Origin of the sequence: Enterococcus sp. DIV2467a, assembly GCF_050532945.1 — a bacterium.
Classification (GTDB): domain Bacteria; phylum Bacillota; class Bacilli; order Lactobacillales; family Enterococcaceae; genus Enterococcus; species Enterococcus faecalis.
The window spans coordinates 1071640-1092747 of sequence record NZ_CP172896.1; the positions used below are offsets into that span (position 1 = coordinate 1071640).

General features: G+C 36.8%; 15 protein-coding genes. 12 read left to right on the top strand and 3 right to left on the bottom strand.

The features are described from left to right. The first annotated feature begins 107 nt into the window (after positions 1 to 107). The gene (clpB, locus tag IGL80_RS05075) at positions 108 to 2714 is read left to right on the top strand and encodes an ATP-dependent chaperone ClpB (protein WP_002356811.1); all 2607 of its coding nucleotides are present in this window, start codon (positions 108 to 110) and stop codon (positions 2712 to 2714) included. A 34-nt stretch (positions 2715 to 2748) separates the two neighbouring features. Here clpB and IGL80_RS05080 read toward each other — a convergent pair whose 3' ends face one another. Together IGL80_RS05080 and IGL80_RS05085 are read right to left on the bottom strand one after the other, a co-directional pair. After that, positions 2749 to 3228 carry a nucleoside 2-deoxyribosyltransferase gene (locus IGL80_RS05080; protein WP_002359788.1) on the bottom strand — a complete coding sequence of 160 codons (480 nt, stop codon included), beginning with the start codon at positions 3226 to 3228 and terminating at the stop codon, positions 2749 to 2751. Between the two features lie 23 nt (positions 3229 to 3251). Further along, on the bottom strand, positions 3252 to 4472 hold the full coding sequence (locus IGL80_RS05085) for a GNAT family N-acetyltransferase (RefSeq protein WP_002356813.1): 1221 nt from the start codon (positions 4470 to 4472) through the stop codon (positions 3252 to 3254). A gap of 246 nt (positions 4473 to 4718) precedes the next feature. On the opposite strand from IGL80_RS05085, the gene lepA reads away from it, so the two are divergent. Both lepA and IGL80_RS05095 read left to right on the top strand, forming a co-directional pair. Next, positions 4719 to 6557 (top strand): translation elongation factor 4, encoded by a 1839-nt coding sequence (gene lepA / locus IGL80_RS05090; RefSeq protein WP_002362887.1) that lies wholly within the window; start codon positions 4719 to 4721, stop codon positions 6555 to 6557. A 279-nt stretch (positions 6558 to 6836) separates the two neighbouring features. Continuing rightward, positions 6837 to 7670, top strand: a complete 834-nt coding sequence (locus IGL80_RS05095; protein WP_002369000.1) for a hypothetical protein — start codon at positions 6837 to 6839, stop codon at positions 7668 to 7670. A 40-nt stretch (positions 7671 to 7710) separates the two neighbouring features. On the opposite strand, the gene IGL80_RS05100 is transcribed toward IGL80_RS05095, so the two are convergent. Next, a complete protein-coding gene (locus tag IGL80_RS05100) occupies positions 7711 to 8772 on the bottom strand; it encodes a LacI family DNA-binding transcriptional regulator (RefSeq protein ID WP_002356832.1) in 1062 nt (353 codons plus the stop codon). 175 nt (positions 8773 to 8947) lie between these two features. Here IGL80_RS05100 and IGL80_RS05105 point away from each other — a divergent pair, with 175 nt between their 5' ends. From IGL80_RS05105 to IGL80_RS05145, 9 genes are all read left to right on the top strand, one after another. Next, positions 8948 to 9334 (top strand): membrane lipoprotein lipid attachment site-containing protein, encoded by a 387-nt coding sequence (locus IGL80_RS05105; protein ID WP_002359865.1) that lies wholly within the window; start codon positions 8948 to 8950, stop codon positions 9332 to 9334. After that, positions 9315 to 11114, top strand: coding sequence for a DUF2264 domain-containing protein (locus IGL80_RS05110; RefSeq protein WP_002359866.1), 1800 nt, complete (start codon positions 9315 to 9317; stop codon positions 11112 to 11114). Before IGL80_RS05105 ends, IGL80_RS05110 begins: the two co-directional genes overlap by 20 nt. 15 nt (positions 11115 to 11129) lie before the next feature. Further along, positions 11130 to 12272, top strand: coding sequence for a glycoside hydrolase family 88 protein (locus IGL80_RS05115; RefSeq protein ID WP_002359867.1), 1143 nt, complete (start codon positions 11130 to 11132; stop codon positions 12270 to 12272). A 49-nt stretch (positions 12273 to 12321) separates the two neighbouring features. After that, positions 12322 to 13599 (top strand): ABC transporter substrate-binding protein, encoded by a 1278-nt coding sequence (locus IGL80_RS05120; protein ID WP_002359868.1) that lies wholly within the window; start codon positions 12322 to 12324, stop codon positions 13597 to 13599. Positions 13600 to 13749: 150 nt separating this feature from the next. Then, positions 13750 to 14652 (top strand): carbohydrate ABC transporter permease, encoded by a 903-nt coding sequence (locus IGL80_RS05125; protein WP_002356840.1) that lies wholly within the window; start codon positions 13750 to 13752, stop codon positions 14650 to 14652. Next, positions 14625 to 15542, top strand: coding sequence for a carbohydrate ABC transporter permease (locus IGL80_RS05130; protein WP_002383582.1), 918 nt, complete (start codon positions 14625 to 14627; stop codon positions 15540 to 15542). Before IGL80_RS05125 ends, IGL80_RS05130 begins: the two co-directional genes overlap by 28 nt. 12 nt (positions 15543 to 15554) lie before the next feature. Continuing rightward, positions 15555 to 16226 carry a hypothetical protein gene (locus IGL80_RS05135; RefSeq protein ID WP_002383583.1) on the top strand — a complete coding sequence of 224 codons (672 nt, stop codon included), beginning with the start codon at positions 15555 to 15557 and terminating at the stop codon, positions 16224 to 16226. 100 nt (positions 16227 to 16326) lie between these two features. Beyond that, positions 16327 to 17292, top strand: a complete 966-nt coding sequence (locus IGL80_RS05140) for a hypothetical protein (protein ID WP_002359871.1) — start codon at positions 16327 to 16329, stop codon at positions 17290 to 17292. Positions 17293 to 17302: 10 nt separating this feature from the next. Next, entirely contained in the window at positions 17303 to 21082 is a 3780-nt protein-coding gene (locus IGL80_RS05145; RefSeq protein WP_430598544.1) for an Ig-like domain-containing protein, read from the top strand. Positions 21083 to 21108 lie beyond the last annotated feature (26 nt).

Here is a 21108-nt window from a genome sequence, read left to right on the forward strand (position 1 = left end):
TTTACGAATACCTTAACTTTTGAAGAAATCCATCAAAAGTCGGATAATAATAATTGTAAAGAATGTTAAAATAAAAAAGACAAAACAATAAACGGGAGGGATCGTTTATGAATATTGAAAAAATGACAACCACGCTACAAGAGGCGATTGCTGAAGCTCAAAAAGTTGCGGTGACACGTCAACATCAAGAAATTGATATCGCACATTTATGGAAAATTTTTCTTCAACCAAACCATTTTGGACGTAATTTTTACACAGATGCTGGTTTAGATGTTGACGCATTTGAACGAGAAGTAGATAACGCGTTAGATGAATATCCAAGTGTGGCAGGCGGTAATGTGCAATATGGTCAAAATTTAAGTCAAAATTTGTTCCATTTATTGCAAGAAGCTGATTCACTTCGAGAAGAATTCCAAGATGAATTTTTATCAACCGAAATTGTACTTTTAGCTTTAATGAAATTGAAAAATTATCGTTTAACAAAATATTTAATGCAACAAGGCATTACGGAAAAAGAGTTAAGAAAAAATATTGAAGAGATGAGAGGAGGAGATCGTGTGACTTCTCAAAACCAGGAAGAACAATATAAAGCACTAGAAAAATACGGTGTTGACTTAGTACAACAAGTAAAAGCAGGAAAACAAGATCCAATCATTGGTCGTGACGAAGAAATTCGTGACGTTATTCGGATTTTATCAAGAAAAACTAAAAATAATCCAGTCTTAATTGGTGAACCAGGTGTTGGTAAAACAGCGATTGTTGAAGGATTAGCACAACGAATCGTTCGTAAAGATGTTCCCGAAAACTTAAAAGATAAAACCATTTTTTCTTTAGATATGGGCGCCTTAATTGCGGGAGCAAAATTCCGTGGCGAATTTGAAGAACGGTTAAAAGCTGTTTTAAAAGAAGTGAAAAAAAGTGATGGCAAAATCATTTTATTCATTGATGAAATTCATAATATCGTCGGAGCTGGTAAAACAGAAGGCAGTATGGACGCCGGAAATTTATTAAAACCGATGCTAGCACGTGGTGAATTGCATTTAATCGGTGCCACAACGCTTGATGAATATCGCCAATATATGGAAAAAGATAAAGCCTTAGAACGTCGTTTCCAAAAAGTATTAGTCAAAGAACCAACAGTAGAAGATACAATTTCTATTTTGCGTGGCTTAAAAGAACGATTTGAAATTCACCACGGCGTGAATATTCATGACAATGCTTTAGTTGCTGCCGCTACTTTATCCGATCGCTATATTACTGATCGTTTCTTACCAGATAAAGCGATTGACTTAGTCGATGAAGCAAGCGCAACGATTCGAGTGGAAATGAATTCGATGCCAACAGAGCTCGATCAAGTAACACGTCGGTTAATGCAACTAGAAATTGAAGAAGCGGCCTTGAAAAAAGAATCAGATGATGCAAGTAAAAAACGGTTAGCCAACTTGCAAGAAGAATTAGCAGATTTGCGTGAAGAAGCCAACTCAATGAAAATGCAATGGGAAACGGAAAAAGAAGAAGTTAATGCGGTTTCCAATAAACGTGCAGAGATTGATAAAGCAAAACACGAATTAGAAGATGCTGAAAATAATTATGATTTAGAACGAGCTGCTGTTTTGCGTCATGGAACAATTCCGCAATTAGAACATGAATTGAAAGAATTGGAAGAAAAGAACGCTAAAGATAACGTCAAAATGGTACAAGAATCGGTTACTGAAAACGAAATTGCGCAAGTGGTCGGTCGTTTAACTGGCATTCCTGTGACAAAATTAGTTGAAGGCGAACGAGAAAAATTAATGAAACTGAATGAAACATTACACAAACGTGTGATTGGTCAAGATGAAGCCGTCGATGCTGTTAGTGATGCGGTGATTCGTTCAAGAGCAGGCTTACAAGATCCAAATCGCCCACTCGGTTCGTTCCTTTTCCTAGGACCAACTGGTGTTGGTAAAACAGAACTTGCTAAAGCTTTAGCTGAAGATTTGTTTGATTCTGAAGATCATATGGTACGGATTGACATGAGTGAATACATGGAAAAACATGCCGTGTCTCGTTTGGTTGGTGCCCCTCCAGGCTATGTTGGTTATGAAGAAGGTGGCCAGTTAACGGAAGCTGTTCGTCGAAACCCTTATACAATTGTCTTATTAGACGAAATTGAAAAAGCGCACCCAGATGTCTTTAATATCTTATTACAAGTTTTAGATGATGGTCGTTTGACAGATTCTAAAGGTCGGGTCGTTGATTTTAAAAATACAGTTTTAATTATGACAAGTAACATCGGCTCTCAGCTTTTATTGGAAGGTGTGACACCTGAAGGAACAATTCCAGAAGAAGTTGAAAATCAAGTCATGAATATTCTAAAAGGACACTTTAAACCAGAGTTCTTAAACAGAATTGATGATACCATTTTATTTACACCATTAAGCTTGGATAATGTGAAAGGAATCATTGGTAAAATGACCGCACAACTTGCTCATCGTTTAGAGCAACAAGAAATTGTGTTGGAAATCACTGATGAAGCTAAAACATGGATTGCTGAAAATGGGTATGAGCCAGCTTATGGAGCTCGTCCGTTAAAACGTTTCATTACTCGCGAAGTCGAAACACCATTAGCAAAAGAAATTGTTTCTGGACGAGTAATGCCAAAAACAAAAGTCACGATTAGTCTATTAGACAATCAATTAGTTTTTGAAAATGAACCGATAGAAGAAGTGTAAAAAAGAACGAGCGAATTCGCTCGTTCTTTTTTTATTATGACAATCGTTGCTTAATTTCTTCCAACAAATCCTCTTCTGAAGAAACAACCCGACCATTCAATTTAATCAAACCAACTGTGTAAAGGTTTAAATAATGGAATTGATTTTCAGCGATTTCGTTCAAAGCATCAAGCTTTTGGTGATTATCAGCACCTTGTTGGCGGCTGTCTGTGTAAAGGGCAACCACCGGGATTCCTTTGGCATAAGCAACACCAATTTCTGAAGCTACGCCCGCATCAATGGTTGGTCCGTCTAATAAAGCAACCAATAAGTCGCTAGCAAGGACGTTTTCTGTATCTGCTAAGGCAATCATTTTGCTATCGGCATAAGCAGATTTGTCGTTAATCGCCGCATTTTCTTGTGGTAAATAAAGATCGATTGTTTTATCCAATTGTCGAATTTGTTCGACTAAATAGGCATTATAACGTAAGTCAGCTTGCGAAAATAAAGGTCCTGCAAAATAAATTTTTGTCATTTGTCTGTCTCCAATCCAAGGGTTTAGAAATAATCACTGAAATAAGCTTCTTGGTCAGGAAAAATCCGTTCCAAAGAATTTAAAGTTTCTTTATCTGTATCAATACGTTCAATTCGATGTAAGTACGAAGGGCGTCGGTAATTCATGACTAAACAAGTTAGTGTTTGAATATCTAAGTGAACGGCGGTGCCTAGAGGTTCATCCGTAATGGTCACTTGATCATTTTCATCCCAAATTAAGCCAAAAATACCATTATTCCACTCAGCGACAGGATCTTTAACGACAAAATGGAAGGGCTTAGCTGTACTTTCAAAAGGAAAGTTTTCTAAAAAGGCTTTGACATCAACAATTCGCGCCATATAATAGGGCTCAATGCTTTCTTTAATTTGGCTGTCTTCTAAAAGAAAGGCTAATGGTTCGTTTTTATAGATATCGCCCTTGACCCAATAAACCATCGAAAAATGCGCAGTAATAAAATTCCACAAGCCATTTCGGGCTTCTTGGTTCAAGTAAAACATTTCCTTAATATGAAATACCTCATCGGCCACCCAATAGAAAAGTACTCCTAAAGGTTCTTGATTGGCACCATAATAGACAGCAGCAGTCCGTTCTTCCTCGTTTTCGAAACGCCAATATTCTTCCCAGTTGAAGGCACTACGAATGAGTGCGCCGTGATTTTGACGAGCGAATCGCGCATAGACATCAAAGACATCTGGGTGATCGACAGCTAACCGTTCAATCATTCCTGGAACAGGAACGGTTTTTGGTAATTGCGTATCCCGAATTTTAAAAGATAACTTGTCGGACATAATTTCCCAACCTTTACGTCGGTAATAAGGGATGTTGTAAGGGAAAAGATAAGAAATCCACTGTTTATCTTGGCGCATTTCTTCTAATGCCGTTTGAATCAAGTCTTTCATTAAACCGTGGTTGGCATATTCAGGATAGGTACCGACACCAGTAACGCCGCCCATTTTATATAAAGCGCCATGGATATTGACTTCGCATGGATAGATAGCAATTTGTGAAATTAATTGATTTTCGTGAAACCAGCCAAATACTTTTGAAAGTTCTAAAATCGGTTGTTTTGATTTGATAAATGCGCGTTTGTTTTCAAAACCACTTTCTTCAATATCTGCTTCAGTCACTTGAAAAACATAGGAAAGAAGTTCATTAAATTGATCAATGTGTTCTTCCTCAACAGGCTTTAAGGTCAGTTGCTTTCGAAATTCTTGTTCATCCATTTTTCCATCTCCAATAAATTTACTGTTTTTAGTATACCAAATTTTTCGAAACTCTGTTAGCCTTTCGAAACCAAAAGAATAAAAGGGAAGTGCTTTAAATCTTCTTCAAAAATTGGTATAATGAAAAGTGCTGATTATCCTAGACCTTTAAACATGATAATTTGATAAAAAAGGCAACTAAAATATAACAATTGATTAATGAAGCTAGCAGGGAGCTAGCTTTTCTTAAAAGAAATGAGGCAAAAAATGAACAATAAAGAAATGAAAGCAAGACAAGAGAAAATTCGTAATTTCTCGATCATTGCCCACATTGACCATGGGAAGTCAACTTTAGCCGACCGGATTTTGGAAAAAACAAATACAGTTAGCAGTCGAGAAATGCAAGATCAATTACTTGATTCAATGGATTTAGAGAGAGAACGCGGCATTACTATCAAATTAAACGCAATTGAATTAAACTATACAGCCAAAGATGGTGAAACCTATACTTTCCATTTGATTGACACACCAGGGCACGTCGATTTCACCTACGAAGTTTCTCGTAGCTTGGCAGCTTGTGAAGGGGCTGTTCTAGTTGTTGATGCGGCGCAAGGAATTGAAGCGCAAACGCTAGCAAATGTCTATTTGGCATTGGATAATGACTTAGAAATTTTACCTGTTATTAATAAAATTGATTTACCCGCCGCTGATCCAGAGCGTGTTCGGACAGAGATTGAAGACGTAATTGGAATTGATGCATCGGAAGCTGTTTTAGCAAGTGCAAAAGCAGGGATTGGGATTGAAGATATTTTAGAACAAGTGGTGGAGTATGTACCAGCTCCATCAGGCGATATTGAGGCTCCTTTAAAGGCTTTGATTTTTGACTCTATTTACGATAGTTATCGGGGGGTCGTTTTAAACATCCGTGTAATTGACGGTGTCGTTCGTCCTGGGGATAAAATCCAAATGATGAGTAACGGTAAAACGTTTGATGTAACAGAAGTCGGCGTTTTTTCACCGAAACCAATTGCTCGTGATTATTTAATGGTTGGTGATGTGGGCTATATCACCGCTAGCATTAAAACGGTTCAAGATACACGGGTCGGGGATACAGTGACTTTGGCCGACAATCCAGCAGCAGAAGCACTACCAGGCTACCGCAAAATGAATCCAATGGTTTATTGTGGTTTATATCCAATTGATACGTCGCGCTACAACGATTTACGGGAAGCATTAGAAAAATTACAATTAAATGATGCGGCGTTACAATTTGAACCGGAAACATCGCAAGCTTTAGGGTTTGGTTTCCGTTGTGGTTTCTTAGGTTTGCTGCACATGGATGTTGTTCAGGAACGTTTGGAACGAGAATTTAATTTAGAGTTAATTACAACAGCACCGTCTGTAATCTATCACGTTAATAAAACTGACGGAACAACCGTTGTTGTTGACAACCCAGCTGAATTTCCAGAACCAGTAACGATTGAATCTGTGGAAGAACCTTATGTTAAAGCGCAAATCATGGTGCCAAACGATTATGTAGGAGCAGTAATGGAATTATCACAACGTAAACGTGGCGAATTCATTACAATGGATTACTTAGACGATTATCGTGTAAACGTAGTTTATGAAATTCCGTTATCTGAAATCGTGTTTGACTTTTTCGATAAATTGAAATCAAGTACAAAAGGCTATGCATCCTTAGATTACGAAATGGCTGGCTATCGTACCAGCCGCCTAGTGAAAATGGATATTCTATTAAATGCTGAAAAAGTGGATGCTTTAAGCTTTATTGTTCACCGAGATTTCGCATTTGAGCGTGGTAAAGCGATTGTTGAGAAACTGAAAAAACTAATTCCACGTCAACAGTTTGAAGTCCCAGTTCAAGCGGCGATTGGTCAAAAAATTGTGGCTCGTTCAGATATTAAAGCCTTACGCAAAAACGTACTGGCTAAATGCTATGGTGGCGATGTTTCTCGTAAACGTAAATTGTTAGAGAAACAAAAAGAAGGGAAGAAACGGATGAAACAAATTGGATCCGTGGAAGTTCCTCAAGAAGCCTTTATGGCGGTTCTGAAAATGGATGAAGATGATCAGAAAAAATCATAAATTTATTCTTTTTTTATTGAAAGTGGGACATTAGTCATTTCGACTTGAGCCGACTCCAAAAAGTTAGACCTAGAAATCTAACTTTTGGGGGTCGGCTCAACTTATGTCCCACTTTTTAAATCTTAAAGATAATCAGTTTGAACAAAAGAAGACTTTTAAGAAAAGCCTTTTTATTTTTTTGATCTAAACATTTATGCTTTAATTAGTCGTTATTTTAGTAAAAAATATATTAATTTACTAAAATAATATATAATAAAGGTAAAACTAGGAGGGAAGCATATGACGTGTATTTCATTATCGATTTTAAATCAAGAACAAGAAGTTAGAAAAGCTAAGATAGATGATTCAGATTCTTTGAAAGAGTTAACTATTACAGGAAAAGATTTTGTTTGTTTAGCTGCTCGGGATTGTCAATTACAAGACGGCGATGTGATTCAAGTTTGTTTAGATACGCCCAATACTTATTTAATGGTGAAGTTAGATGCTACGCTTGACAGCAGTTTGATTTATGTTCCAGAACAAAAATGGACGTTTCCAATCATAAAAAATGAAAACGCTATCGAAGCGCGAGCAGCGTATCGTTTTGAAACCAAGAAACCTTATATAAGTGTGCGTATTGCCACTAAAGAAGAAATTAAGAGTTATCGTAATTGGGCGTTAAATCCACATGATTTACAACATTTTACTGGTGCGTATCCTCATGCATCTGCCAACGTGGAAACGCGAAATGATGCCACTTTTTTTGCTTGTAATGCGATTGATGGTACCTTCGCTAATCTTTATCATGGGCCGTATCCTTATCAATCATGGGGGATTAATCAGCAGTTAGATGCCGCATTAAAAATTGAATTTGGGCGTGAAGTCTTGTTGGATAAAGTGATCTTAACATTACGAGCGGACTTTCCCCATGATAATTATTGGCAACAAGTGACTTTAAAATTTTCCGACGGTACACATGAAGTTTTTAAAACTGTTAAGACTGAGCAACGCCAGAGCTTTACCTTTGCGAAACGGGCAGCGGAGTGGGTGATACTAACAGAGTTAATTCAAGCAGATGAACCATCACCATTTCCAGCATTAACACAAATTGAATTATTTGGTCAAAACAAATAAAAAATAAGGACGGTTCCTTTATAGGAGCGGTCCTTATTTTTTATTTCTGGCGTGGGCTAGTTGTCGATTGGCGGACAACCAATTCTGTGTTTAACAGGACTCTACGAGGAATGCTAGGCATTTGAATTCGTTTGTGCAATAAATTAATGCCTGTCTCGCCCATTTCTTCAGTAAAGGCATGGACAGAGGATAGCGGCGGTGAGACATATTGAGAAATAGAGATATCATTGATCCCCATGACACTAATTTCTTCAGGAACCTTTATACCGTGTGCGGCTAACGTATGTATCACACCGATTGCAAAGGCGTCATTATAAGCAAGAATCGCAGTAGGTAAATCATTTCCCCATTTTTCTAACGCTTCTTCTGTCAATTGTTCCCCCGTTTTGACATCCAACATGCCATTTTCTTTTAAGATAAAATAATCTTCGTTAAACAAGTGATAATGCTGCATAATGTCAAGATAAGCGTTGGTTGTCGGTGTTTTATAGCGACGGAAACCATACATATTTTCGCTTTCTTCGGCACCAATAAAGGCAATTTTTTCGTGGCCCAATTCCAAAAGATGGGTTAAGGCAATCTCGGTTGCTTGATAAAAATCAGTATTTACAGAATCAAATTCTTCCAATGGGAAATTACTGCCAATTACACAAAGATTGGGATGCAGTTGCTGCAACTCTTGTAACGTCTTTTGAGTGAATTTGCCAATTGCCAAAATGCCATCAATCCCTTGAAGGTTATGTTGTTCCAATTGAGAAACTTTTAGAATATTGTAACCTAACTCTTCGGCCCGCTTTTCAGCGCCTAAACGAATCGACATATAGTAAATATCCGTTAGTTCTTCGTCATCTGAACGCCACTGAACGACGGCAATCGAAGGCTCTTGCGGAGCTGTTTGTACGGAAAGGTTAGGTGTCAGTTGCTCCTGCTGTTTGTTTTTATTTTTAGTTTTATATTTCGTATAATTCAGGGTTTCTGCTGCTTCAAAAATTTTTCGCTTGGTTTCCTCTGTAACGGATAAGTTTGGATCATAGTTCAGAACTCGCGATACAGTTGAAATTGAAACATTCGCGACTTTTGCGATATCTGTGATAGTTGCCATTCTAAATGCCTCCTTCTCAAGTACTATTATAGCATATAGTATATTTCTTTTTAGTAAAAAAAAGCAAGAAAAAGCTTTTTTTACTTTTTTTTAGCAAAAACTATTGATTTTTTGACTAAAAAAATATACTATAAAGTCAAAGAAAGCGCTTTAATTCGATGGAGAAGGTGGTTTAGTGAAAAGATTTTCATTTTTTTTACTAATTTTACTTGCTTTAACAGGTTGTAAATCCGGTGAAAAAGAATTTGATGAAGAATCTCTTCAAAATCTAAAGGAAACGGCACAGTCTTATTCAGAAACAGAATTACAAAATGGTGACGTTCGTTTAAATGAATATATTTCTTTGAAAGGGGAGATTGTTGAGAGTGACAGTCGTTCCAGTTTAATAAAAAAAGGTGATCGTTTTATTTTGAAAAGTGGTTCTAGTAAATATCAAGTTTTTAATGAGCAAAAGAAAAAATTGAAGATTGGTGACGAAGTGACAGTTTACGGAGAATATTACGGCTTTTTGAAAGGGACATTAATTGAAAGTGAGGAGAATCATGATTCAGCCACGAATTAGACAGAATCCTTTTGAAACATACGAAGAAGTTGCAGAAGGATTTGAAGATTTATTAGCGCCACTGGAATTGTTTTTTGATCGAGAGTATCAAGGTCATCTGGATTTAGGGACACACGGAACGGTTTATTCTAAAGGGACACGTGATGCGGAGGCATTTTTACGACCATTATGGGGACTAGGTCCTTATGTAACGCAAAATGAAAGTGAGTATTTGAATGACTTTCTAACGGGAATTATCGAAGGAACCGATCCTGAGAGTTCATCTTATTGGGGAAAAACAAAAGATTATGATCAATTGATTGTTGAGATGGCAGCATTAAGTACATTTCTTTTGTTAAACAAAGAAAAAACGTGGGACCAATTAACAAAAGAACAGCAAAACAATTTACACAGTTGGCTGATACAAGCCAATGAAAACATTATTCCGCCAAATAATTGGCATTTCTTTAGAGTGTTGCTGAATTTAGCGATGAAACATTGTGAAATGCCGTATTCAAAAGAACAGATCGCTGTTGATTTGGCTGTAATTGATCGTTTTTATGTCGGTAATGGTTGGTATTATGACGGAGTCGAGACACAAGTTGATTATTATGTTTCTTTCGCTATTCATTATTATAGTTTATTGTATTGTCGTTTTGCCCCGGAAGATACCGCAAGAGTGGCTATTATGAAGGAACGAGCAACTTTGTTCGCGCAAGAGTTTAAATATTGGTTTACTCAGCCAGGAGAAGCGATTCCCTTTGGACGTAGCTTAACGTATCGTTTTGCTCAAGTGTCATTTTTTAGTGCTTTAGTTTTTGCAGATGTTGAAGCATTGCCGTGGGGTGAGATTAAAGGTCTAATCAGCCGACATCTTCATCAATGGATGAACAAAGATATTTTTACAACAGATGGATTATTGTCGGTAGGTTATGATTATCAAAATATGGTCTTTGCCGAAGGCTATAATGGTCCTGGTTCACCTTATTGGGCCTTTAAAACATTCATTTTGTTAGCGGTTCCAAAAGATCATCCTTATTGGCAAGCAGAAACACAGCCTATTAGCTTTCCAGAAAAACACTTACCTTCACCAGAAAGTCGGAACTACTATCAAGTAAATGATGCAGGGACACATGGTTTAATGTTTCCAGCGGGACAATTTATTAATTATCAAGCTCATGCGCATGATAAATATAGTAAATTTGTTTATTCTTCCCATTTTGGTTTCAGTACTATAAAGAGTGATTATTGGTATTACGAAGGTGCTTATGATAATTGCTTGGCTTTAGCTGAAGACGACCACTATTTCCGCACGAAAGGATTAGATGATCAGTACGAAATTCTTGATGATCGTATCATTCATCAATGGCATCCTTGGTCCGATGTAGCAATCAAAACGACAATTGTACCATTAGAAGGCCAACATTTACGGATCCACGAAATTGAGACACAACGTGCATTAGTGGCTTATGAAGGTGGCTTCTCAATCCCGCTCTTCGATGAAAAGGTCACTTGTGTTTCTGATCAAATGGCTGAGGTAAAAAATGCAAAAGGTGTGTCAAAAGTAGAAAATATCAACGGCTTTTCTGAAGCTGCGATTATTCGAACAGAACCGAATACAAATTTACTTTATCCGTTAACGGAGTTGCCATATTTGAAAGCAAACTTGTCGAAAGGGAAACATCTTTTAATTTCATTGGTGACAGGCGTACTACCGAATGAACAAATTGAGCCAGTTAAAGTTAGGTTAAAAGAAAATCAGCTTTTAGTTGAAGAAAAAGTTGTAATTTTGGGGAATTAGGGGGAGAAATACACAATGACAGAAAATGGACAGATTGAGTGGTTGCCGAAGCAAATCAGTTTTGCTTTAAACAAAGTTAGAGGAAATTTAGAGACATTTAAAGAATTAGTTCCACCCGCGGCAAGTTTAAATCAAATTTATTATCCTGAAGAAAATATTGACTGGACGGCCAGCTTTTGGCCAGGAATGTTATTTTTAGCAAAGGAATTAACAAATTCAACAGAGTTCGATGAGGTGATTGCCACACAGATGGCTTCTTTTCAACATCGCTTGGATGAACAAATTGAGCTGGAAACACATGATATAGGCTTTTTGTATATTTTAACAGCCATTGCTGATTATCAAGTCAATGGTCATGAGGCCTCAAAAGAAATGGCCTTGCAAGCTGCGGACTTATTAATGAAACGTTATTCACCAAAAGCCAAGATTATTCAAGCTTGGGGGAATTTAGACGATCCAGAGCAACGAGGTAGAATGATTATTGATTGTTTAATGAACTTACCATTATTATACTTTGCAGCAAAAATGACTGGCAAGCAAGAGTATTATGAAGCTGCCTACAATCATGCGAAACAAACACAAAAATATATTGTGCGAGAAAATCACACTACGTTCCATACGTATTATTTTGATACGGAAACAGGCGAAGCCTTGTACGGAAAGACACAGCAAGGATACTCAGATGATTCTTGTTGGGCTCGCGGCCAAGCCTGGGGAATTTACGGCTTTACGTTAAGTTATTTATATACAGGAGATAGTAGTTTTCTGGAAACAGCAAAAAATGTTGCTGATTACTTTATTCAAGAATTACCAGAGGACAAAATCTGTTACTGGGATTTAATTTTCAATGAAGGGAGTGAAGAAGAACGTGATAGCTCATCTGCTGCAATTGCCGCATGTGGCTTACTAGAATTATCTCGTCAGCTTCCATTAAATGATGAAAAACATGGCTATTATGAAAAGGTTGCGCTAGAACTATTACAAGCATTAGCGGAAAAGTATACAACGGTTTTACAACCAGAGTCGAACGGCCTATTGCTTCATGGTGTCTATGATAAAAAAACAAATACAGGAGTCGATGAATGCATGATTTGGGGCGACTACTTTTATTTGGAAGCGTTAACTCGTTTAGCGAAAAGCTGGTATTCTTTTTGGTAATTCATGGAGGAAAACTCCTAAAAAATAATAAATAGCGGAGGTAGTACAAATGAAATTTTGGAAAAAAGGCTTAACAGCGGCAGCGCTGTTAGCAGTGGCGGCAGTAACTTTAACAGCATGTGGTGGTTCAAGTGAAAAGAAAGCAACTGAAAAGAGTGAAGATGGCAAAACAAAATTAACAGTAACTACTTGGAATTATGACACGACCCCAGAATTTGAGAAATTATTCAGAGCTTTTGAAGCGGAAAATCCTGATATCACTATTGAACCGGTGGACATTGCTTCAGATGATTATGACACAAAAGTAACAACGATGCTTTCATCAGGAGATACGACGGATATTTTAACCATGAAAAACTTACTTTCATATTCTAATTACGCGCTACGCAATCAATTGGTGGATTTAACCGATCACGTTAAAGATTTAGATATCGAACCTGCCAAAGCAAGTTACGAGATGTATGAAATCGATGGTAAAACCTATGCTCAGCCTTACCGTACAGATTTCTGGGTATTGTATTACAATAAAAAAATGTTTGATGAAGCCGGAATTGCCTATCCCGATAACTTAACTTGGGATGAATATGAAGCGTTAGCGAAAAAATTATCTAAACCAGAAGAACAAGTATATGGTGCCTATCAACATACTTGGCGCTCAACCGTTCAAGCGATTGCTGCTGCTCAAAACAATGCCAATTTGATTGAACCAAAATACAATTATATGGAAACTTATTATGATCGCGCATTGAGAATGCAAAAAGATCAATCACAAATGGATTTTGGAACAGCAAAATCAACAAAAGTAACGTATCAATCACAATTTGAAAATTCAAAAGCGGCGATGATGTACATGGGTAGCTGGTACATGGGGACTTTATTAACAAACATTGATGATGGCAAAACAAATGTCGAATGGGGGATTGCCGAAATACCACAACAAGAAAAAGGCAAAGCAACTACCTTTGGCTCACCGACAAGTTTTGCAATTAATAAAAACAGTAAAAAACAAAAAGCTGCTCAAAAATTCTTAGACTTTGCTTCAGGTAAAGAAGGTGCAAAACTTTTAGCAGAAGTAGGGGTGGTTCCTTCTTATAAAACAGATGAAATTGATAAAATCTACTTTGCAAGAAAAGGAATGCCTTCAGACGAAGTCTCACAAAAAGCCTTTAACCCAGATACAATTAATTTAGAATTCCCATCTGATAAAAACGGTGCCGCAATTGATAAAGTATTACAAGAAGAACATGATTTAATTATGGTCGGCGACGAAAAACCAAAAGATGGTATTGCTAACATGGAAAAACGTGTCAAAGCAGAGATAGACTAATTATTATTTTCTGCAAAAACACAAAAGATTGATGAAAAAAATAAGCTGAAATGAGTAACCTACAATGAATTTCAGCTTATTTTTTTAAATAAAGAATGTAGCTTGAGTTTGGAAGGAGGGCCTGTTAAGTTCACTTAACAGAATACAATTATGGAAATTACTTCAAAAACAAAAACAGCAAATAAATTGAGACGAAAAAATACGTGGACTGCGTTATCTTTTATCGCACCAAACTTTATTGGCTTTTTCCTCTTCACTTTAATCCCGGTTATCTGTTCACTGATTTTAGCTTTTATGAGTTGGGATTCTTTTTCAACCCCTGAATTTGTCGGAATGAAAAATTTCACCAAAATGATTCATGATGATACGTTTTGGATTTCGTTAAAACAAACGTTTATCTATACGATTGGTGTTGTTCCGTTAACATTGATTTGCTCATTAGGACTAGCGATTTTGTTGAATCGTAAAATTAGAGGGATGAAATTTTTTAGAACGGCTTTTTTCTTTCCTTATGTAACGTCATTAGTTGCGATTGCGGTCGTTTGGAATATGCTATTTCATCCAACGATGGGACCAATTAATCAATTTTTGAAATTATTTATTGAAAATCCTCCTGGCTGGACATCTAGTTCTACTTGGGCTTTACCAGCAATTATCATCGTTAGTGTGTGGCGCTTTATGGGGTATTATATGATTTTGTATTTAGCTGGTTTACAAAGTGTGCCAAGAGAATTATATGAAGCAGCGTCAATGGATGGCGCGGGTAAATGGAATCAATTTTTAAATGTTACCTTACCTTCACTACGACCAACGACCTTTTTCGTGACTATCATGCTTGTAATTAACTGTTTCAAAGTGTTTGACTTAGTTCAAGTTATGACTGGTGGTGGACCAGGACGTGCAACGAATGTGTTAGTTTACGAAATTTACAATGAAGCCTTTGTCAAATTTAATTTTGGTTATGCATCAGCCATTGCGATGGTCTTATTCATCATCGTTCTAGCGATTACTGTGGCCCAATTTAAATGGAATCAACATCAAGAGAAAGTTTAGGAGGAGAAAAGATGGAAGCAACTTTTTCAAAAAAAGAAAATACTCGAAAAGCAAAAACGAAAAAAGCAGAAAAAGTCACACCTGGTGGGATCCTTGTAATCATTCTCTTAACTTTACTTGCGTTAATTACTTTGGTGCCTTTCATTTGGATGGTTTCAGCATCATTTAAAACAAACAATGAAGTTTTCACCATTCCAATTCAATGGATTCCTAAAAGTTGGCATCCAGAAAACTATTCCGTTATTTGGGAACGCATTCCGTTGTTAACTTTCTTTAAAAATACATTATTTTTAAGTATTGTGATTACGATTATTCAACTATTTACTTCAAGTTTTGCAGCATATGGCTTTTCAAAAATGAATTTTAGAGGAAGAGATACACTTTTTATTACGTACATCGCAACAATTGCTATTCCTTGGCAATCGTATATGATTCCACAATTTATTATGATGCGTCAATTAGGTTTGACTGACACGTTATGGTCACTTGTTTTATTACAAGCATTTAATGCATTTGGGGTTTTTTTACTGAAACAATATTACAGCAGTATTCCAGATTCACTATGTGAAAGCGCGCGGATTGATGGGTTAAGTGAGTGGGGAATTTATTGGAAAATTATTTTACCATTAACTAAACCAGCTTTAGCTAGTCTCACGATTATTACTTTTGTGAATACATGGAATGACTATATGGGACCTTTCATTTATTTATCTTCTACTGAGAATAAAACGATTCAGTTAGGTTTGAAAATGTTCGTCGGTTTATTTGATGCTGAATATGCCTTAATCATGGCCGCATCAGTGGTTTCTATTTTACCAGTAGGGATTGTCTTTTTAGCAATGCAAAAATACTTTGTTGAAGGTATTGCTACATCTGGAATGAAGAATTAGGAGGAAGTTTGAATGTTTACTAAGCAAACCTTTGATAATAATATCTATATGAAAATTTTTCGCTGGCTTTACATTTTATTTATCGGTAATCTAGGGCTTCTCTTAGTGAACATTCCTTTTTTCATAGCGGTGATTAGCTTAGACATTGATCCACGAAACCTCCCACTTTTTGTAGTAACGTTGTTGCCGATGGGGACAGGGATGATTGCACTTTTAGGTTTAATCGATACTTTTAAAGAAGAAAAGGAGCTGGATCCATTTAAAACTTTTTTCCAAAAGTTTCGTCAGTTTGGGTTAAGAGGCTTTCTTATCAGCTTGCTTGGATTAGGAAGTAGCATCATCAGTGTGACAGATATATTCTTTTTTGCCAAAACAACGATTGGTAAATGGTTTATTCCATTGATGGTCCTTCTGCTAATTTTTGGGTTAGCTATTATGCTGAATGCTTGGTATTTTCAAGTACGAAACCCGCAAGCTTCTTTTAAAGATGTGTTTCGGATTTCTGTTTACTATGGACTGCGGAAATGGTATGTCAGCTGTCTAAATGTTTTTTTACTATTCTCAATGTTTGCAATGATGTTTTTGAAGCCACAGTTTGGGTTTGTTGTAACCCCTGTCCTGTTCCTAGGGATTATTTATTTAAATACTGGGAAATTGCATGAAAAGCAAAAAAAGAATAAATAATTTTTACATAATAAGTAATCTCGATTTTCAGGAAAATGAATGAAGGTGGGGTTGCTTATTTTGTTCTTGCCTTGTTTATTAAAGTGGAGGGAGCGAACGAATGAAGAAAAAAATAATTATTTTAAGTAGCTTTTTGATAGGTGCTATTTTTGTGCTCGTTATTTTTACTACCAGCCAGCAAAGTATGATTAATAACGAAGCAATCCAAGTCGAAGAATTAATTGTTTATGGCGATAAAAATATGAATCGTATAGCGAAGCAATTCTCTGATCAGAATAATTTAACTTCGTTTGGGAAAAATTTCTGGCGCAAAACGTATAACGGAAAATCACCCACTCAGGAACTACTGAAGGTTGCAACGGAGGATTTAGTACAACATAAAATGATTAAACAGCTGGCAACGGAGTTAGAAATAGCCCACTCACAAACATTTGGGCAAGAAAAAAAAGAATGGCAAGACCAAAAGAGCAGTTTAACGCTCTGGCAATTTTTAGATGCAAAAGATCAACAATTACAGGACCAAATAAAAGAGAAATTAATGGAGAAAGAAAAGCCAACGCAAAAAGAATTGCAGGCCTTTGAGCAATTGGATGATAAATATAAAAAGACCGATTACTTTGTTGAAGCAATTGAAATTCCAACTTTTTCAGGTAAGCAAGCAGAATTAGAAAAAATAGCCGAAGCAATCTCTCCGAATCTATCTTATGAGGAGACGTTATTGGAGTGGCAAAATAAATTACCTAATCTTGTTATTGAATCGTATCAATTGAAGAGTGCAGAAATCCAAAAAGAGGATATTTATTCGTTGTCTGTTGGGGAGATTCTTAGTGAAAAAGCTGTTGGTACCGTGGTGAAAGGATACCACGAAAACCAATACTTTTATATTTTTAATAAGGAAGGAGGGCAACTTTTACAGTTTGAAGAAGCACCACAATTTGGCAAAAATGCCTATATCAACACACGCTACAAAGAGAAATTAGCTACGTATCAACAAGCAACCAAAGTAGACTTGTTGGAGAAAGACAGAGAAAAGTTTTTTCAAAATTATCAAAATAAAAACAGTTAAGGAGCAGAAAATGAGAAAAAAAGCGTATTTTAAAAGTGTAACCATCTTCCTTTCTATTTTGCTTGTTTTTTCCCAGCTTCAATTATTTAGTCTTCCTGCTTATGGGGAAACAGTGAGTGATCAACCGTTACTTTTTCGTTCAGTAGGTGTCGCTCAAAGTGGGACGACCTACTATGTGGATGGGGAAGGAGGAAATAATGCCAATGATGGGCAGTCTCCAGCCAGTGCTTGGCGTGATTTTGAAAAAGTGAATCAGACGGAGTTTCAGCCAGGCGACCATGTTCTGCTGAATGCGCAAAGTACCTGGAATAACCAATTGTTGCATCCAAAAGGGAATGGGACAGCGGCACAAAAGATTGTCATTGATTTTTATGATACGAATGACAAAGGAGAAACCATTTTTGAAACAACACGGCGTCCGATTATTAACGGTGGTGGCACCTACAGCACAGGGACTTTCAAACGTGCAATCTCAGGGGCCGTGCAGTTAGTGAACCAAGAATATTGGGATATTTCAAATTTAGAAGTGACAAATACACCAGAGCTAGATAATCTCGAAGGCTATAAGAAACCAGGAGATGCTCAAAGAGCGGGGATATTAGTACTAGGATATGAACAAAATCGAACGTTCAATAGTGTCACGATAAGGAATAACTATGTTCATGATGTTCAAACAGAATATTATTTAAATCTAAGTGGGAATACTGCAACCAAACGATTAAAAGCGGTAGGTGGAATTATTGTTTTAGGAAGTTGGTTTGATGAGAATGGCAATGTAGTAACGGCAGCTAATGATCATCGAACAACGACTGGATTTAATGATATTTTGATTGAAAATAATGTGATTCAACGAGTGGGACTTGAAGGAATTCGAACAAAAGCTGATTCAGATACCTCAAGAGGCAACACTTTCTACAAAACGTTTTCTAATATTACGATTCGTAATAACTATTTAGAAGATAATGCTGGCGACGGGATTGTCTTGTCAGAAGCCAAAAGTGGCGGTGTCGTCGAAGGAAATGTTGCTGTCCGAATGTGCAATGCCGATTATGGTACACAAAATTACGCGGGCGTTTGGGCAATGTCTGTAGATGACGGACTGTTCCAATATAACGAAGTATACGGAATCAAATATGGATTTAACGATGCTGAAGCTTATGATGTGGACATGCAGTCAAACAATGTTATTTATCAATATAACTATTCACATCATAATACTGGCGGCTTTTTATTGCTTATGTCTGATCAAAAAAATTCGGTTATTCGTTACAATATCTCAGCTAATGACGGCGGTGGTAACCGAGGAACAGGTAAAGACAATCCAGGCGGAGCTGGTGGCTACAATTATAAAGAACAAAGCATTTTCCATTATTGGGTAAAAAATGATGGAGCGGCAATGCCAACTATCCACAATAATACGATTTATGTTGGCGACGGCATTTCAACATCATTATTTGGTGAAGGAAATAGTTCTGACAACAGTAGTACAGTAGCCAATTTTTACAATAATATTTTATACAAAGAAGGTACCGGACAATTAAAATTCTTATCTAATTATCCAACAAATGGGACACAACCAATTGAACGTAAAATGGTCGATAATCCAGAAAAATATTTCAAAAATAATGTTATTTGGCCAAAAGAAATTGCTACAGAAAAAAGTGGTGCAACTGTTGAAAAATTAGTATCAAGTGGAAACATTTTTGAAAAACCACAATTAGAAATCACAGATAACCCTGAAAAAGTGAAAGAGTTGGCAGAGCAAGAATTTACGACATTGAAACCAACAAAAGATAATGTGGTTGAATTTACTTCCAAAGAACGCTTACGTCAGCGAGCACAAATGTTCCAATTAAAAGAAACCTCTCCAGCGATTGGTAAAGGCTTGTCGGAAGTGAACAGTGCGGCCGAAGACTTCTTTGGAAATAGCTTGAAAAATAAAGTTTTAGATATTGGTGCACAACAAGCATCCACAATTGAAAAAAGTATTCGTTATCAAAATCAAGTGTTAGAAATTAGTTCGGCAACAGGTGTGTATCCTAATTTGCCAGAGCAAGCTGAATTAACGTACGAAGAAGTCGTTAATGAAGAAGTGGTTGCGACAGGCAAAAAAGAATTTAAGTTACAATGGGAAGCAATCCCTCAAGAAAAAATTAATACAGCAGGCACAGTTGAAGTTGCAGCAACAGTTATCGGCTTACCGATAGATGCTGTCAAAGTAACAGCCAAGGTCTCTTTTGAGGGTGAACTTGGTGAAGGAAAAGACACCGTTAAACTAAAAATAGCTCAAACTGCCTATGTTCAAAAGAGTGATGGTAACCGAGCATACTCTGATATAGCAGGCGGTACTGCTGCCATTAGTTCAGGAGACGCCTATAAATATCCTTATGGAGTAAACTATACGGGTAATTACGCATTAAAATTAAAAAATGCTAGTTCTGCGGGGTATAATCGCCGGATTTACGTTGAAATTGATACACAAGAATTGAAGAACTATCAATCACTAAAAAGTGCCAATTTAGAACTAAATGTGATGCGTTATGATGCGTGGAATGGTGCTGGAAATACAAATGATGAACGTTTGAAAAATACGCAGTTCCAAGTAGATGTTTATGGAACAGATACTAATTGGATGAGTAACACCATTACTTGGAACAATGGTCCAAATAATTTAAATGTACCAAATGAAGAATTTATTGCTCGACAATCTTTTACAAATAGCTCAATTATGAATAATCAAAATACAATCTCTATTGATATTAGTAACTATCTACGGAAGCTAATTCAAAGTGGTGAGAAAATTCCAGCCAAGTTAAGTTTCTTATTAGCGATTACAGACAGTCGTTTGCCTGGTTATGATTCTGATAATGCTGGGTTTGATGCTTTTTCAAAAGAAGGCGCACAAAAGGCCTATCAAGACTTTTTAGCAGGCAAATTGACCTTGCCAACTGGTCAACAGCTAACAGAGGATAGTTTAGCTCCTAAAATTGTTTTATCGAATGTTTTCGAAGTCAAACATGAGTCGATTGAGGTCACGACAGAAGCGGGTCAAGCCCCTAATCTACCAGAAAAAACAACTATTTTTTATTCGGATGGTTCACAACGAGAAGTGACTGTCAATTGGTCAGAAGTTCCAGCATCTTCTTATCAAAAAGAAGGAACATTCACTGTTGTAGGACGAGCAGCAGGTGTCTCAATGCCAATTATTGCCAATGTAAAAGTCACCGCTAAACATATTGTTGGATTCAAGGAATTGCCTACGCTGGATCGATTAACAGGCACCTCGCGAGGCGAACTGAATTTGCCAACTGAAGTAATTGCAAAATTAGATGATGGTAGCGAAACGAAATTGAAGGTTATTTCTTGGGATGACGATGTTAGTAATTATTCGCCAAGTAGCCCGCCAGGTACTTACCAGTTCCCTGCTGCAGTAGAAGAAAAAATAGGAATTGCGAATCCTGATGAACGAAAAATTTTCCAAGTCGTGCAAACTCATGCGATTCCTGAAAGAATTCAATTTGCTACAGAAACAGCCACTATAAAATCAGGCGAAAATTATCAAATTCAATCTAAAGTGATTGGTCAAGCGCCGCACACAGAAACGGATGCTTGGAGCTCGCAAGTAACGTATGAGTTGGTTACACCAGATGCTGGCAATACAGTAAGTGTAGATGAAAACGGTCTGATTAGGACAGAAGCAACGACTGCTGCAGGAAATTATCAAATCAAAGTAACAAGCAAAGTTTTACCGGTAGTGACTGCACAATTTTCAATTAAAGTCACAAAATAAACGAACTGTTTGAAGAGACTGGAACA